Origin of the sequence: Pseudoflavonifractor sp. An184, from assembly GCF_002160305.1 — a bacterium.
In the GTDB taxonomy this organism is placed as follows: domain Bacteria; phylum Bacillota; class Clostridia; order Oscillospirales; family Oscillospiraceae; genus Lawsonibacter; species Lawsonibacter pullicola.
This window is the reverse complement of the sequence record NZ_NFKI01000066.1, coordinates 1-15,914: the sequence shown is the minus strand read 5'-3', so window position 1 is coordinate 15,914 and position 15,914 is coordinate 1. Positions and strand designations below refer to the sequence as shown.

The following is a 15,914-nucleotide window of genomic DNA, read 5'->3' as shown; positions in this document are numbered from 1 at the left end:
GGGGCAGTTAAACCGCAGACAAGTCCGGTGGGGTTGTACTGGGGCCCCGCAAAGCGGGGCGCGCGTCAGCGCGTACAAGCGTTTTGGCCAGAAGGGCCAAAACCTTGGCACAGGGCGAATTGATTTCGCCCGAGCATTTTAAAACAGATGGGGTCCCCGGAAGCTGGGCTTCTGGGGCGCAACCCCACGAAGCCGACGTACGTGAACACCGTGTGGGGTTACGGGTATAAGTGGGGCAGCTGAGACGGCTGCCATAGATGGCGCAGCATCGCGAACACACAATTCTTTTGAAAGAGGAGGTGGAGACATGGCCAAAAAAGTGAAGATCATGGACCAGCGGAAGATCCGGGGCATCCGCCGCCGCTGGCTCATCAACAGCGTGGGCGTGGTGCTGCTGGTGCTGGTGCTGGCCCTGGCCACCTTCTCCGCCGCCATCTGGAGCTACTACTACTCCTCCACCACGAGCGACCTGCAGCGCCGGGCGGAATCCACCGCCGGCGGCTTTGCCTCCTATACCCGCAGCCAGTACTGGACCAACGCCCAGAACGCGGTGCAGCGCTTTGAGGAGAAGACCAAGCTGGAGCTGCAGTTCCTGGACGCCTCCGGCTCCGTCCAGTACTCCAGCAACGATCTGGCCGCCGGCACCACGCCGGACACCCCGGAGATCCAGGAGGCCCTGACCAACCAGGAGGTCCGGGTGTGGATCGGCTCCGACCCGGATACCGGGGAGCGGATCGCCACCGCCTCCGCCCCCATCGTCTACCACGGGCAGACGGTGGCGGTGGTGCGCTATGTGACCTCCCTGGTGAACATCGACCGGCAGTATGTGCTGGCGGTGGTCCTGGCCTGCCTGCTGGGGGCGGTGATCTTCGCCCTGGTCTACTTCTCCAACCTGTACTTTGTCCGCTCCATTGTGGAGCCCATTGCCAGCATCACCGAAACCGCCCGGCTCATCGCCGACGGCAGCTACGGGGTGCAGATCGAGAAGAAGTACGACGACGAGGTGGGGGAGCTCACCGACACCATCAACGACATGTCCCTGAAAATCAAGCAGTCGGAGAAGACCCAGTCGGAGTTTATCTCCTCCGTCTCCCATGAGCTGCGCACCCCCCTCACCGCCATCACCGGCTGGGCGGAGACCATCCAGAGCGGGGAGCTGAAAAACCCCGAGGACGTGCGGAAGGGCATGGACATCATCGTGTCCGAGGCCCGGCGGCTCACCAACATGGTGGAGGAGCTGCTGGAGTTTTCCCGCATCTCCGACGGCCGGTTCACCCTGTCGGTGGAGCCCATGGACCTGAAGGCGGAGCTGGAGGACGCGGTGTACACCTACCGGGAGTTCTTCCGCCGGGAGGGCATCGAGCTCACCTACCAGGACTGCCCGGAGGAGATGCTCCCCATCAGCGGCGACCCGGAGCGGATGCGCCAGGTGTTCTGCAACCTGCTGGACAACGCGGCCAAGCACGGCGGCTCGGGCAAGCGCATCGACGTGTCCATCGCCCAGGACGGGGAGGAGGCGGTCATCCGCATCCGGGACTACGGCCCCGGCATCCCCGAGGAGGAGCTGCCCCACGTGAAGTACAAGTTCTACAAGGGGAGCTCCAAGGCCCGGGGCTCCGGCATCGGTCTGGCGGTGTGCGAGGAGATCGTCACCCGCCACGAGGGGACCCTCACCATCGGCAACGCGGAGGGGGGCGGCTGTCTGGTGACCATCCGCCTGCCCATTGAAACGTAAGTTCGAGGAAGCGCTTGCTTTTTCCCGAAAAACTTGATAGAATACCCTGGGCGCAGATGCGCCTGCGGGGATGCCTGTCCCCCGATCCAAAGGAGAAACTACTGCTCATGCGAACAACGGAAGAACAAAACAACTGTCAGACCTGTCCCGCCGGCGGATTCAAGACCATGTGCGGCGGGCAGGCCCTCATTGAGGGCATCATGATGCGCGGCCCCAAAAAGCAGGCCATCGTGGTGCGCAAGCCGGACGGCGAGCTGGCCGTCAAGGAGAGCCAGCTGAAATTCATCAAGGACCGCTACCCGGTTCTGGGCCTGCCCCTGGTCCGGGGGGTGGTGACCTTCTGCGCCTCCATGGTGGAGGGGGTCAAGGCCCTCATGTTCTCGGCGGAGTTCTACCCCGAGGACGAGGAGGCGGAGCCGGAGGAGCCCTCCAAGTTCGAGCTGTGGCTGGAGAAGCGGCTGGGCAGCGAGAAGATGGCCTCTCTGGTGGTCACCTTGGCGGTGATCCTGGGCATCGGCATGTCCATCGGCCTGTTTTTCCTGCTGCCCACCCTGCTGGGGACGGCGGTCACGGTGGTGACCGACTCCATGCTGGTGCGGAACGTGGCGGAGAGCCTGCTGAAGCTGGCCATTTTTGTGGGGTATCTGGCCCTGTGCTCCCGGATGAAAGACATCCACCGGGTCTTTGAGTACCACGGGGCGGAGCACAAGACCATCTTCTGCTACGAGGCCGGCCTGCCCCTCACGGTGGAGAACGTGCGAAAGCAGCCCCGGCATCACCCCAGGTGCGGGACCAGCTTCCTCTTTATGGTCATTGCCATCTCCATCATCGTGTCCACCATTGTCTTTGCCATCTGGCCGGTCCACCACCCGCTGCTGCGCTTTCTGGCCCACCTGCTCATGCTCCCCGTCATCGTGGGGGTGAGCTATGAGTTCAACCGCTGGGCGGGCCGCCACGACGGCCCCATCACCAAGATTCTCACCGCCCCCGGCCTGTGGCTCCAGAACTTCACCACCTTCGAGCCGGACGACTCCATGATCGAGGTGGGCATCAAGGCCCTGGAGCTGGTGCTGCCCGAGGTGAAGGGCGAGGATGCGTGGTAGCGTCGTCGCAAACTCCATATCCCTCGCTTCCGCCTGGCAGCGAAAGCTCGCTCATTCCGTTGCTCCTCCTTTCCCCACGCGACCCGCTGCGCTGGGCTCACGCGGGGGCCCCGGGAGGGCGCTTTACCACGAGATAGGAGATAGAAGATAGGAGATAGGAGTTCAGTGGCGGTGAACGGCGCTCTCCCATATCTCCTATCTCATATCTCCTAACTTCTATCTCAAATAAGGGGGTGTGAACAAAGTGGCGACCACCTATAACAATCTATATCTGGACACCCGGGCCCGGCTGAAGAAGGCCGGGGTGGAGGCCGCCCAGCTGGAGGCCCGGGAGCTGCTGTGCTACGCCTCGGACAAGAGCCGGGAGCAGCTCTACCGGGACATGCCCCTGTACGTCTCCGGCGAACTGGAGAAGCGGGTGGAGGCCCTGGTCCAGCGCCGCCTGGCGGGGGAGCCGGTGGCCTACATCGTGGGGGAGTGGGAGTTTTACGGCCTCACCCTGGACATCTCCAGCGACGTGCTCATCCCCCGGCCGGATACCGAGGTGCTGGCCGAGCGGGGCATTTTGAAGGCCAAGGCGGCCGGAGAGGGCTGCCGGGTGCTGGACCTGTGCGCCGGCAGCGGCTGCGTGGGGCTGGCCGTGGCGGTCCACGCCCCCCAGTGCCGGGTGGTGCTGGGCGAGCTGTCCGAGGGGGCCCTGCGGGTGTGCAAGCAGAACGTGCGCCGCAACAACCTGAACGCCCGGGTGACCTGCCTGTCCGTGGACGCGATGGAGCCGCCTCCCGCCGCCCTGTGGGACTTTGACGTGGTGGTGTGCAATCCCCCCTACATTCCCTCCGGCGACATTGCGGGGCTGGACGTGTCCGTGCGGGACTACGAGCCCCGGATGGCCCTGGACGGCGGGGCGGACGGCCTGGACTTTTACCGCTTTATCGCCTCCAAGTGGAAGAGCGCCATCCGTTTGGGGGGCACTTTGCTGTTTGAGGTAGGCATCGGGCAGGCCCCCGATGTGGAGGAGATCCTCTCCCAGAACGGCTTTGAGCAGATCCAGACCACCGCCGACACCCAGGGCATCTGGCGGGTGGTGGAGGGGACCATCAACAATTAAGAATGAAGAATGAAGAATGAAGAATTGACGTGCGGAGTGCGTAAAGCTTTCATAGTACGTTTTATCGGACAAGTAAAAGCGTAACGTATGGGATAAATGAAAACCGGCGGACCATGAGGAGAAAGCCGGAGGCAAAGGAGATATGAAGTATGGCGACCAAGAAACCGGCGGTGGAGAGCGCAGCTCCCGCCTCCGATAAGAAGAAGGCGCTGGAGACGGCGGTGGCCCAGATCGAGCGGGCCTACGGCAAGGGCTCCATCATGCGTTTGGGAGAAAATGTGGACGTGATGGTGGAGTCCATCCCCACCGGCTCCCTGTCCCTGGACCTGGCCCTGGGCATCGGCGGACTGCCCCGGGGGCGGATCATCGAGATCTACGGCCCCGAGTCCTCCGGTAAGACCACCCTGGCCCTCCATGTGGTGGCCGAGGCCCAGAAGCGGGGGGGCGAGGTGGCCTTCATCGACGCCGAGCACGCCCTGGACCCCACCTACGCCCGGGCCCTGGGGGTGGACATCGACTCCATGCTCATCTCCCAGCCGGATACCGGCGAGCAGGGCCTGGAGATCTGCGAGGCCCTGGTGCGCTCCGGCGCCATCGACGTGGTGGTGGTGGACTCGGTGGCCGCGCTGACCCCCCGGGCTGAGATCGAGGGCGACATGGGCGACTCCCATGTGGGCCTGCTGGCCCGCCTGATGAGCCAGGCCCTGCGGAAGCTGGCCGGCTGCATCGCCAAAACCAACTGCATCGTCATTTTCATCAACCAGCTGCGCGAGAAGGTGGGCGTGGTCTACGGCAACCCGGAGGTCACCACCGGCGGCCGGGCCCTGAAGTTCTACTCCTCGGTGCGCATCGACGTGCGGCGCATCGAGGCCCTGAAGAGCGGCTCTGAGATCATCGGCAACCGCACCCGGGCCAAGATCGTGAAAAACAAAGTCGCGCCCCCCTTCCGGGAGGCGGAGTTCGACATCATGTACGGGGAGGGCATCTCCAAGGTGGGCGAGCTGCTGGACCTGGGCGTGAAGCTGGACCTGGTGCAGAAGAGCGGCTCCTGGTTTGCCATGGGCGAGCTGCGCCTGGGCCAGGGCCGGGACGCGGCCAAGCAGTATTTACGGGACAACCCGGACCTGGCGGAGGACCTGGAGCAGAAGATCCGCCAGAACTCCTTCAAGCTCCTGTCCAAGCAGGGACAGGCGGCCGCCCGGGCCGCCGGCCGGGCGGTGGACGTGTCCGCCGACGACTTCGAGGACGGAGAGGACTGATTTTTCCTTGGAAGGGCGCAGCCCTTCCAATTGAATCTTTACGCCGCCCCGGCGGCGAAATTCTGCAAGGCCGGTATGGAACATGAAAATTGAACAACTGAAGCCCTCCCAGCGGGTGGCGGGCCGCTGGCTGGCGGTGATGGAGGACGGCTCCATCCTGCGCCTGGGGGAGAATGAGGTCTTAAATTTCTCCCTGTACGCCGGGAGGGAGCTCACCGGCCAGGAGGCCGAGCAGCTCGCCGCCTCGGCGGAACAAAACAGCCGCCGGGAGCGGGCCCTGAACCTGGCGGCGGGGAAGCCCATGTCCCGCCGGGAGCTGGAGCGCAAGCTGGCCGGCTGGGGCGCGGGGGAGGAGGAGCAGGCCGCCGTCTGCGGCCGCCTGGAGGAGCTGGGCATCCTCAACGACGCCCAGTACGCCCAGCTGGTGGTCCGCCACTACTCCGCCAAGGGCTACGGGGAGCGGAAGCTCCGGGACGAGCTCTACCGCCGGGGGGTGCCCCGGGATCTGTGGGAGGAGGCCCTCACCCAGGCCGAGGACCCGGCGGAGGCCATCGACGCCTTTGTGGCAAAAAAACTGAAAGGGGCCGCTGTCAGCGACCCCAAAGAGTTGAAAAAAGTGTCCGACGCCCTGGCCCGCCGGGGGTACTCCTGGAGCGACATCTCGGAGGCCCTGCGGCGCTATGATTCCCGGCTGGAGTTAGAGGAGTAGGGCAGTACGGCGAGCATCAAATTTACCCCAAAGCGCAATCCCGCCCGAAAGGCCTCCTCTTCCTGCCATGCGTTAGCCTGAAACTGGGCCTCCTGATACTGCCGTACAAAGCGGGGACCCATAGTTTTGGTGAACTTATCGTCCAGCTGCTCCCAAAGCTTCTGTGCTTGCCTGATTTTATCATCCCTAGGGCAGACTACGGATTCCATGCAGTGGCAGTATAGATCGAAAAGAAACTGATTCTCCATATACAGGCTCCTGTTAGGAAAATTTAAGTGTAGATATTTTCTACGTCTATTATAGTAGAAAATATCTACACTGCCAAGGGGGGGCAGGGTATGTTTCAGAAAAAATTATTTGGGCAGCGGCTGCTTGAGTTGAGAGAGAAGCGCGCCTTATCTCAAAAGGCGGTTGCGGATGTACTTGGCATTACAAGAACACAGATCAGCGACATGGAAAACGGAAAATCGGGGACGAACCTTGACCGGTTCTATCAATTATGCGATTATTATAAGGTGTCGGCAGATTACCTCCTGGGGATCACCGACGACCCCGCCTGGAGAGGTGAGTGACCCCCGGCATTTGCATCATGTAGGGCGGGGGCTTGCCCCCGCCGCGTTTCTCTGCAAACGGTCTGAATTGCAAATCGCGCAGGGCGCGAGAAGGTGAATTGCCCCGCAGGGGGCAAGAGAGGCTGGCCTGGGCCACGACCCGGCGCGCCCCAGGCGGCGGAAACCTCCAAAACGGGCGGCTGATAGCCGCCCCTACGATATATTTTAGGAATGGTTTCGACCTTTCGTAGGGGCCGGTCCCAGACCGGCCCGCGGGAGGGGCAAGTCCCTCCCTTACGGGTTTCCAGAAACGGTCCTTGATCTGGGTAGGGGAGCCCCTTGGGGCTCCCGCCGGGGGCGTGCGGGCCAAGAAGTCACCCTCATCCGTCTGGCCTAGCGGCCAGCCACCTTCCCCCTGGAAGGGGGAAGGCTTGAGCGGGCGGGTCTGGGACCCGCTCCTACGGCGAATTACGAAAACGGTTTCACGCCTTCGTAGGGGCCGGTCCCAGACCGGCCCGCCAGGATTCGCACCGGGAGCGTTGGCTGAAAAAACCCAGGCGCAGTTATGGAACCGCACCGGGCCCTAATTTTTGCAAACCCAGGGCCCAGTGACCCGGAAGGAATCGCGGAAAGCCACTCAGATTTTGCGCGCCGGAAATATTGCAAGACCTGACAGGTACGCGTCCCCCGTAATGGGGTCCGGGGAAAGCAGTCCTATGGACCTAGGCGGAGCGAAGCGGAGCCGTAGTCCATCGGCTGCGTCCCCGGCGGCGTTTTGGTTACTTTGCCGCCGTGGGCAAAGTAACCCGCCGCCCGCAGGCGGCGAAATCCCCCCGCGAAAAACAAAAAACATTGGAGCGATGATGATGCCATACAAAGTAGCCTTTGTCTCTCTCGGCTGCGCCAAAAACCTGGTGAACACCGAGCAGATGATGGCCCTGTGCCGGGACGCCGGCCACACCGTCACCGGCGACCCGGAGGGGGCCGACGTGGCGGTGCTGAACACCTGCGGCTTTATTGAGTCCGCCAAGAGCGAGGCCATCGAGAACATTCTGGAGCTTGCCCAGCTGAAGGACCAGGGCAAGCTGAAAAAGCTGCTGGTGGCGGGCTGCCTCACCCAGCGCTACCCGGACGACATCCGCACCGAACTGCCCGAGGTGGACGGCATGCTGGGCACCGGCAGCTACACCGACGTGGTGACGGCGGTGGAGGAGCTCATGGCCGGAGAGCACCCGGAGCACTTCCAGCGCATCGACCGGGCCTATGACGACGGGGAGCGGATGGTGACCACCCCTCCCTACACCGCCTACTTGAAGATCGCCGAGGGGTGCAGCAACGGCTGTGCCTTCTGCATCATCCCCAAGCTGCGGGGCCGGTACCGCAGCCGCACCATGGACTCCCTCCTGCGGGAGGCCAAAGAGCTGGAGGCCCGGGGTACCAAGGAATTGATCGTCATCGCCCAGGACATCACCCGGTACGGCCTGGACCTGAAGGACGGCTCCTCCCTGGCGGGACTTCTGAGGGAGCTGTGCAAACTGGACTTCCACTGGATTCGGCTCCACTACCTGTACCCTGAGGTCATCACCGACGAACTCATTGACGTGATCGCCCACGAGAAGAAGATCGTCCACTACCTGGACATCCCCATCCAGCACTGCAACGACCGGATTTTGAAGGCCATGCGCCGCCACAACACCCGGCAGGAGCTGGAGGAGCTCTTCGCCAAGCTGCGGAAGGCAATTCCCGACGTGGTGCTGCGCACCTCCCTGATCTGCGGCCTGCCCGGGGAGACCGACGAGGAGTTCGAGGAGCTGTGCGAGTTCCTCCGGGAGCAGAAGCTCCAGCGGGCCGGCGTGTTCCAGTTCTCCCCGGAGGAGGGCACCCTGGCCGAGCGGATGGAGGACCAGGTGGACCCGGAGACCGCCGCCCGCCGGGTGGAACTGGTGGTGGACCTCCAGTCCCGCATTATGGACGAGTACAACGAGGAGCGGCTGGGCACCGTCATGGAGGTGCTGTGCGAGGGCTTCGACTCCCAGGCGGGCTGCTTTGTGGGCCGCACCTACGCCGACTCGGTGGAGATCGACGGCCATGTGTACTTCACCGCCGCGGGCGTGATCCCGACCGGCGCCTTTGTGAACGTGCGCATCACCGGCGTGTCCGACGGGGATCTGACCGGCGAGGCGGAGGACTGAGCCGACTCTTTGGAAAGACCGGCCCTGGAGCAGCCTTTGGCCGCTCACCTCATCCGTCACGACCTCCGGTCGTGCCTCCCTACCCCTTTTGGCCTTCGGCCATTTCCCCCTGATAGGGGGAATCGGCCTTCCCCTAAAGGGGAGGGCTTGCGGGCGGCCAAAGGCCGCCCCTACGGTGAATTTGGAGACCGTCCTTCTCGGACACTGGCCGGCCTGATAAAGAACTTCTGCCATTCCGAAGCCCACCCTCATCCGCCTCGCATACGCTCGGCACCTTCCCCCTTGCAGGGGGAAGGCTTGGCGGGCGCACAATGTGCGCCCCTACGGCGATACCCACCCGGCTACGTTGGTTCGGAAACCCAGGCGCGGAAGCGGAACCGCACCAGCGGCAATTTTTGCAGACTCAGGGCCCGATGGCCCGGAGGGAGGGGGTGCGGGCGGCTGATAGCCGCCCCTACGGCGTTTTTATATTTCCGTAGGGGCCGGTCCCAGACCGGCCCGCGGGAGGGGCAATTCCCTATCCCCTCTGGCCCTTCGGGCCATCTCCCCTTGACAAGGGGAGTCGTCCCCTCCCCTACAAAATAACCGGAACACTCTCGGATTTGTGTAGGAGAGCCCCTTGGGGCTCACGTCGGGGGCGTGCGGGCCAAGAAGTCACCCTCATCCGTCTGGCCTAGCGGCCAGCCACCTTCCCCCTGGAAGGGGGAGGCTTGAGCGGGCGGGTCTGGGACCCGCCCCTACGGCGAATTACGAAAACGGTTTCACGCCTTCGTAGGGGCCGGTCCCAGACCGGCCCGCCAGGATTCGCACCGGGAGCGTTGGCTGAAAAAACCCAGGCGCAGTTATGGAACCGCACCGGGCCCTAATTTTGCAAACCCAGGGCCCAGTGGCCCGGAAGGAATCGCGGAAAGCCACTCAAATTTTGCGCGCCGGAAGGTCACCGCCCACCCAGAGGGATAACCCCCGTAAACGGGGTCCGGGGAAAGGCGAATATGGACACGAAGTGTCCATCCTGAGCCGCCCCCGGTGGCGTTTTGGTTACTTTGCCGCCATGGGCAAAGTAACTCGCCGCCCGGGACCGCGTCCCGCTAGAAAAGAAGCCTATCCCTGGCGGCGAAACCGGAACCGGCGAGTCCGTTCCCTGTTGACTAAAATAAATTTACACGATTACTGGTGCAAAATCAAGATGGCAACTTCACCAAAGTATACGGAAATTTTTTGACAAAATTGCACTTTCTTTGGTGCTGTTCTCGTGTTATACTACGGAGAGGAGTGGAGGCCATGCCTCTGTGCTATGACAAATTCTTTTTGTTGCTGAAACAGAGAGGGTTGAAAAAATACGACCTCCGCAAGGATAAGGTGATTGGGATGTCAGCTCTGGAGAGTATGCGCACAGGAAAGCGCCATATTGATACCCGCACCATTGAAAATTTGTGCGCCTATCTGCACTGCCAGCCGGGAGACCTCATGGAATACATCCCGGACGAGGAAACAGACAAAGGAGAAACGAGCCAATGAATACCGCCAACAAGCTGACCATCCTCCGGGTATTTATGATCCCGGTATTTCTGCTGGTGCTCTATCTGGATGTGCCCAACGCCAACTACTGGGCCCTGGCCATCTTTGTAATTGCCAGCCTGACCGACACCCTGGACGGATACATCGCCCGGCACTACAACCAGACCACCGATTTCGGCAAGTTCATGGACCCCCTGGCGGACAAGTGCCTGGTCACCGCCGCCATGCTGTGGTTTGTGGAGATCGGCCAGATGCCCGCCTGGGCCCTGCTGGTGGTCATCATCCGGGAGTTCGGCGTGTCCGGATTGCGGATGGTGGCGGCGGACAAGGGCCGGGTCATCGCCGCCGGCTGGTCGGGCAAGGTCAAGACCGCCTCCACCATGGTGTGCATTGTGCTCATGTTCCTGCCCATCCCGGCGGAGCTGAATCTGGCCTGCGTGGCGGTGATCGTGCTCACCACCATCTACTCCGGGGTGGAGTATTTTGTCAAAAATCGGGACGTGATCTCGGAGATCAAGTAAAGAGCGAGAAAGCAGGGCCGCACAAGCGGCCCTGTTTGTATTTTCTCTCGTACCAGAAAAATTTCAGAAATTGTGCAGCCTTTTCCCCCGGAATCCCGTGTAAATAGTAAAGAGACAAAAAGGAGGCGAGGGTATGGAACGGGAGGAGGCGGAGCGGCTGGTGGCCCAGTACGGCTCCGCGGTGTACCGCCTGGCCTACGCCCGCACGGGGAGCCGGGAGGATGCGGAGGACGTGACCCAGGAGACCTTTCTCCGCCTGGTGCGCTCCTCCCCGGTCTTTCAGGACGGGGGCCACGAGAAGGCGTGGCTGCTGCGGGTGGCCGCCCACTGCGCGGCGGATGTGTTCCGGGCCCCCTGGCGGAAGCGGGACCTGCCCCTGGAGGCGGCAGCCGGGGCGTCCGCGCCGCCCCCGGAGGAGCCGGACGGGGGCGTGCTTGCGGCGGTGCTGGCCCTGCCGGAGAAGTACCGGCTGCCGGTCCACCTGTTTTACTACGAGGGCTATTCTATCCAGGAGACGGCGGCCATCCTGGGCCGGCGGGAGAGCACCGTGCGGACCCAGCTCACCCGGGCCCGGGCCATGCTGCGGGAGAGATTGGAGGCGGAGCGCACATGATGGAACAGGAATACCGGCGGGAGATGGACCGGGTGGAGCTGTCCCCGGACCAGCGCGCCCGCATTGTCCAGGCCATGGTGGAGGAGCCGCCCCGGAAACAGCGCCGGCGGCCCCCGATGCGGCTGCTGGCGGCGGCGGTGCTGGTCTGCGGTGCGCTCACCACCTCGGCCCTGGCCCTGTCCCCCACCCTGCGGGACTATCTGGCCCAGGCTCTGGGCAGCTTCACCTCTTACAGCCAGGAGCCGGAGGGGGCCGTGGCGGTGGACCAGGACGTGGAAATCCGGGTGGTGTCGGCGGTGACCGACCAGTACCGGATGAAAATTTATATTGAAGTGGAGGATCTGACCGGGGAGCGGTTTATGGATGAAGCCATCCATCTGAATGCGTCCATTCCGAGAGACTGGGGAAGAATAGGAGTTATCGCCCGCCCCGTTTTGATTGCTTATGACCCGGAGGAGCATACAGCTCTGTTTGAAATAAATCAGAGTGGATACCCAATGTCAGAAAAGGTAGAAGAACTGGAGTTGAAAGCATCCAAAATCACAACAGGAATTTACAACTATGATACGGAAGCACTGCCTGAGGACCTGTTATCTGATCAATATCTGAAGACTATGACTCTGGACAATGGAGATATGGTTCTGGTCCCGGAGCAGACACCCAAAGAATTGGAGGGAACGGATTTACTGCGTCTGTCCTCACTGGGGTTTGCGCCGGACGGCACCCTGCAAGGTATTTTCCAGCTGTCTGACCAAGTGGTTGCTTCGGACGAAAATATTCTCACATTTACTATTTATGTAGACGGCGAGGCCTACTTTGGAGAAACTGGAAATGAGGAACTAAAGGATTATATGTTTACCTGGAATGGGAAACAATATATTGGATTTGGTCAGGAAGTCCCCCTTGCGTATAAGGATCGGATCACATTCAGTTCTGCCTATGGAACATTGATTACACAGCGGGCCCTGGAGCCCATTGAAGGGAACTGGGACCTGACGTTCCAGGTAGAAAATTATCCCATGAAAGAGATTGAACTCACCGGGGATATTGGCGAGTGGCCCTATCCCACCACCTTTGCCATCAGCCCCCTGGGGGCCGTTATGACTGGAAGCTACGATATTGGCTACTGGGGCGGCGGGCCCTTTGCGGTGATCTATGAAGACGGCACCCGCTTTGAGAGCTTCAAGCGGGATTCCGGGATGATGTCACCGGATGAGCTGTGCGTCCTGGGCAACTGGGAGTTCACCGAGCCCCTGGACCTGGACCGGGCTGTCGCGGTGGAAATCTGGAACTGGCACATCCCCCTCACCGGCCCGGAGGCGGGCGTGGTGCGGCCCAAATAGCGGAAACAGTCCCCCGGAGCCGTCCGGGGGACTGTTTGTTTGCTTACGAGAGCTCCAGATGCCCGATGACCTCCTGGAGCTGCTGGGCAGAGGAGAGGAGGGCGGACTTCTCCTGGGGGGCCAGGGGGATCTCCAGCACAGTCTCCACCCCATCCTGGCCCACAATGGCGGGGATGCTCAGACACAGGTTTTCAAGGCCGTACTCCCCCTCCAGCACCGCCGAGATGGGCAGCATGGCCGACTCGTTTTTTACGATACACTCGGCGATGCGGGCCACCGCCATGGCGATGCCGTAGTAGGTGGCCCCCTTGCGCTCAATGATCTCATAGGCGCTGTCCCGCACCTCGTGGTAGATGTGGTCCAGCTCGGCGCGGTAGTTTTTCTTCCCCCGCAGCTGGCAGAAGTGGTCCAGGTCCAGGCTGGAGATGTTGGCGCTGCTCCACACCGCCAGCTCGCTGTCCCCGTGCTCGCCGATGATGGCGGCGTGGACGTTCCGGCTGTCCACCCCCAGATACTGCCCCAGCAGGTACTTTAGGCGGGCGGTGTCCAGCACCGTCCCGGAGCCGATCACGTGCTTGGCGGGCAGGCCGGACAGCTTCCAGGCGGCGTAGGTGAGCACGTCCACCGGGTTGGACACCACCAGCAGAATGCCCTGGAACAGCCTCTTGGTGAGCTCCGGGATGATGCTCTTTAAAATGGCCACGTTTTTGTCGATCAGGTCCAGCCGGGTCTCGCCGGGCTTCTGGTTGGCCCCGGCGGTGAGGATGACCATGGCGCAGTCGGCCACGTCGTCGTAGGTCCCGGCGTAGATCTGCATGGAGGCGGCGTAGGGGAGCCCGTGGCTCAGGTCCATGGCCTCCCCCTCCGCCTTGGCCTGGTTGGCGTCGATGAGCACCAGCTCGGAGTACAGCCCCCGCTGCATCAGGCTGAAGGCGATGGACGACCCCACAAAGCCGCAGCCGATAATGGCCGCTTTTCGGACGTTTATCATAATGGGCACGCTCCTTTCCTTTCTCCGTGCTAGTCTGTCCCGTTTTTCGCCGGGACATTCCGGCGGGAGGGGGAGGAGCGCCTTTCTCTGTCAGCCCTCTGTGACGGCGGCCAGCAGCCCCTGGCAGCCGGAGAGCACGTCCTGCCAGGTGGCCTCAAAGTCCCCGGTGTACCAGGGATCTGCCACCTCGTCGAAGCAAAGTCCGCTTTTCTCCGTTTCCGCCTGCGGCGAAAACTCCGAACGCTCCCTTGCTTCTCCTCTCCCCACGCGACCCGCTTCGCTGGGCTCGCGCGGGGACCCATTCCGTCCGCCGGCATACTCCATCATCAGATGGATCTTTCCCTCCGGATCGCCGCCGCAGATGCGGCGCATATTCCGGATGTTGGCCTGGTCCATGCCGATGAGCAGGTCCCAGTCCCCATAGTCCTCCCGCCGCAGCTGCCGGGCCAGCTTGCCCTCGCAGCTGATGCCGTGCTGGGCCAGCTTCCGGCGGGCCGGAGGATAGACCGGGTTGCCGATCTCCTCAGTGCTGGTGGCGGCCGATTCGATGTGAAATTCCTGCTCCAATCCCGCCTTTTTCACCAAATCTTTCATAATAAACTCGGCCATCGGGCTCCTGCAAATATTGCCGTGGCACACAAAAAGCACTCGAATCATGTAAAAATCCTCATTTTTTAAAATTTTAATACAAAAACAGGGGGACAGACGAAAATCTGCCCCCCTTGAGTTGGTTTACTTACCCCTCCTGGCGGTACAGGGCCACCAGGGCGCTGGCGCCGATGCGGTCGGCCCCCGCCTCCAGCATGGCCTGGGCCTGCTCGAAGGTGCGGATGCCGCCGGCGGCCTTGATGCGCACGTCGGGGCTGATGTGCTCCCGGAACAGGGCCACGTCCTCCACGGTGGCGCCGCCGGAGGCGAAGCCGGTGGAGGTCTTGATGAAGTCGGCCCCGGACATGGAGACCACCCGGCAGGCGGCGATTTTCTCCTCCCGGGTCAGCTGGCAGGCCTCCACAATGACCTTCAGGATGTGTCCGTTGCAGGAGGCTTTTACTGCCTTGATCTCCTCCAGCACGCCCTCCCAGTCGCCGGACTTGGCCAGGCCGATGTCCATGACCATGTCGATCTCGTCGGCGCCGTTGCGGATGGCGTCCTCGGTCTCGAACACCTTCACCTCCGGGGTGGAGTAGCCGTTGGGGAAGCCCACCACGGTGCAGATTTTCAGGCGGTTCTTCACATAGTCCGCCGCCCGCTTCACATAGCGGGGGGGAATGCACACGGACGCGGTCTCACAGGCCATGCCCTCGTCGCAGGTGGCCTGGACCTCCTCCCAGGTGGCCGCCTGGGTCAGCAGGGTGTGGTCCACCCGTTTCAGCACTTCTTTATGATCCATAACACTGATCCTCCTTATCAGACGTGGGCGTTCCCACGAAAGAGCCAAAAACTACCTCTATTTTACCGGACGGCCCCCCGTCTGTCTACCCGGAAAATCGCCAAAAAACGCATCCGCCCGCCCCGGGCCGCCGGAAAAGGGGGCGGGCAGAGAAGTATATTCCAAGAATGCCCAATTTATGACGGGCCTATTCCGGCGCCTGGGGAGGAATCAGCTCTTTTTCCTGGCCCGCTCCATGGCCGCCGCCACCGGGCGGGAGCGGCTGAGCCGGTTGTTCTGCCGCTGGAGCAGGGCGTTGATCTGTCCCGTGGCCTGCTCCACCTCGGCGTGGAAGGTGGTGGCGGACAGGCGCAGGGCCCCGTGGCCCAGAATAATCATCTGCTCGGCGTAGTCGGAGGTGGCCACCCGCACCCGGTACTTCTTCCGGCTGAGCTCGTAGGTGGTCTTTTCAATGTAGGCGTCCGCCGTCTCCGCCTCCTTGGTGTACACCACATAGATGTTGTGGTACTTGGAGATCTCCCCCGTCCCCCGGGGGACCTTATAGGCGTCGAACACCAAAATCACCTGGCACTTCTTATAGCCCTGGTAGTTGCTCATCAGGTCCATGAGCTTCTGCCGGGCGGCGTCCAGGTTGTCCCGGGCGATGGCCTTCAGCTCGTCCCAGGCGAAGATGATGTTGTACCCGTCCACCAGCAGATACTCCGGGCCCAGGTCCTCCGGGGTCTTGATGGCCTGTTTTTCGGGGAGCTCGTCCCGGCGCTTCGGCTTGGCCTGGGGCCGAAAATCCCGGCGCTGGACGGGGCCGTAGGTGCGCTCGAAGATGGCCATAAGCTCGTCGTCCCCCTCCAGAGAGCCGGAGTACACCGAGCCCTTCCGGGGCG

General features: G+C 62.4%; 15 protein-coding genes. 11 read left to right on the top strand and 4 right to left on the bottom strand.

Translation table 11 applies throughout. The features are described 5' to 3' along the window. Positions 1 to 307: 307 nt before the first annotated feature. The 11 genes from B5F19_RS14765 to B5F19_RS14710 all read left to right on the top strand — a co-directional run bounded on the left by B5F19_RS14765 (position 308) and on the right by B5F19_RS14710 (position 12,652). Positions 308 to 1,735 carry a HAMP domain-containing sensor histidine kinase gene (locus tag B5F19_RS14765; RefSeq protein ID WP_087291845.1) on the top strand — a complete coding sequence of 476 codons (1,428 nt, stop codon included), beginning with the start codon at positions 308 to 310 and terminating at the stop codon, positions 1,733 to 1,735. Positions 1,736 to 1,842: 107 nt separating this feature from the next. Then, positions 1,843 to 2,838, top strand: a complete 996-nt coding sequence (locus tag B5F19_RS14760; protein ID WP_242972834.1) for a DUF1385 domain-containing protein — start codon at positions 1,843 to 1,845, stop codon at positions 2,836 to 2,838. 244 nt (positions 2,839 to 3,082) lie between these two features. Then, complete coding sequence (prmC, locus tag B5F19_RS14755) at positions 3,083 to 3,946, top strand: peptide chain release factor N(5)-glutamine methyltransferase (RefSeq protein ID WP_087291842.1); 864 nt, start codon at positions 3,083 to 3,085, stop codon at positions 3,944 to 3,946. A gap of 149 nt (positions 3,947 to 4,095) precedes the next feature. After that, the gene (recA, locus tag B5F19_RS14750; protein WP_087291839.1) at positions 4,096 to 5,205 is read left to right on the top strand and encodes a recombinase RecA; all 1,110 of its coding nucleotides are present in this window, start codon (positions 4,096 to 4,098) and stop codon (positions 5,203 to 5,205) included. Positions 5,206 to 5,287: 82 nt separating this feature from the next. Continuing rightward, on the top strand, positions 5,288 to 5,914 hold the full coding sequence (locus B5F19_RS14745) for a regulatory protein RecX (RefSeq protein ID WP_087291836.1): 627 nt from the start codon (positions 5,288 to 5,290) through the stop codon (positions 5,912 to 5,914). Between the two features lie 338 nt (positions 5,915 to 6,252). After that, on the top strand, positions 6,253 to 6,486 hold the full coding sequence (locus B5F19_RS14735) for a helix-turn-helix transcriptional regulator (protein ID WP_087291830.1): 234 nt from the start codon (positions 6,253 to 6,255) through the stop codon (positions 6,484 to 6,486). An 845-nt stretch (positions 6,487 to 7,331) separates the two neighbouring features. Beyond that, positions 7,332 to 8,657, top strand: a complete 1,326-nt coding sequence (gene rimO, locus B5F19_RS14730) for a 30S ribosomal protein S12 methylthiotransferase RimO (protein ID WP_087291827.1) — start codon at positions 7,332 to 7,334, stop codon at positions 8,655 to 8,657. Between the two features lie 1,281 nt (positions 8,658 to 9,938). Next, complete coding sequence (locus tag B5F19_RS14725) at positions 9,939 to 10,175, top strand: helix-turn-helix transcriptional regulator (RefSeq protein ID WP_087291824.1); 237 nt, start codon at positions 9,939 to 9,941, stop codon at positions 10,173 to 10,175. Then, positions 10,172 to 10,696 (top strand): CDP-diacylglycerol--glycerol-3-phosphate 3-phosphatidyltransferase, encoded by a 525-nt coding sequence (pgsA, locus tag B5F19_RS14720; protein WP_087291821.1) that lies wholly within the window; start codon positions 10,172 to 10,174, stop codon positions 10,694 to 10,696. Before B5F19_RS14725 ends, pgsA begins: the two co-directional genes overlap by 4 nt. Before the next feature lie 133 nt (positions 10,697 to 10,829). Then, entirely contained in the window at positions 10,830 to 11,309 is a 480-nt protein-coding gene (locus tag B5F19_RS14715) for a sigma-70 family RNA polymerase sigma factor (RefSeq protein WP_087291818.1), read from the top strand. Next, positions 11,306 to 12,652, top strand: coding sequence for a DUF4179 domain-containing protein (locus tag B5F19_RS14710; protein WP_087291816.1), 1,347 nt, complete (start codon positions 11,306 to 11,308; stop codon positions 12,650 to 12,652). Before B5F19_RS14715 ends, B5F19_RS14710 begins: the two co-directional genes overlap by 4 nt. Before the next feature lie 43 nt (positions 12,653 to 12,695). Here B5F19_RS14710 and B5F19_RS14705 read toward each other — a convergent pair whose 3' ends face one another. The 4 genes from B5F19_RS14705 to B5F19_RS14690 all read right to left on the bottom strand — a co-directional run. Continuing rightward, entirely contained in the window at positions 12,696 to 13,643 is a 948-nt protein-coding gene (locus B5F19_RS14705) for an L-lactate dehydrogenase (RefSeq protein ID WP_087291813.1), read from the bottom strand. Positions 13,644 to 13,733: 90 nt separating this feature from the next. Continuing rightward, positions 13,734 to 14,300 carry a low molecular weight protein-tyrosine-phosphatase gene (locus B5F19_RS18095; RefSeq protein WP_242972833.1) on the bottom strand — a complete coding sequence of 189 codons (567 nt, stop codon included), beginning with the start codon at positions 14,298 to 14,300 and terminating at the stop codon, positions 13,734 to 13,736. 79 nt (positions 14,301 to 14,379) lie between these two features. Continuing rightward, positions 14,380 to 15,033 (bottom strand): deoxyribose-phosphate aldolase, encoded by a 654-nt coding sequence (gene deoC, locus B5F19_RS14695; protein WP_087291810.1) that lies wholly within the window; start codon positions 15,031 to 15,033, stop codon positions 14,380 to 14,382. 210 nt (positions 15,034 to 15,243) lie between these two features. Next, the coding region (locus B5F19_RS14690) for an NYN domain-containing protein (protein ID WP_140394254.1) at positions 15,244 to 15,914 on the bottom strand (671 nt) is incomplete at its 5' end.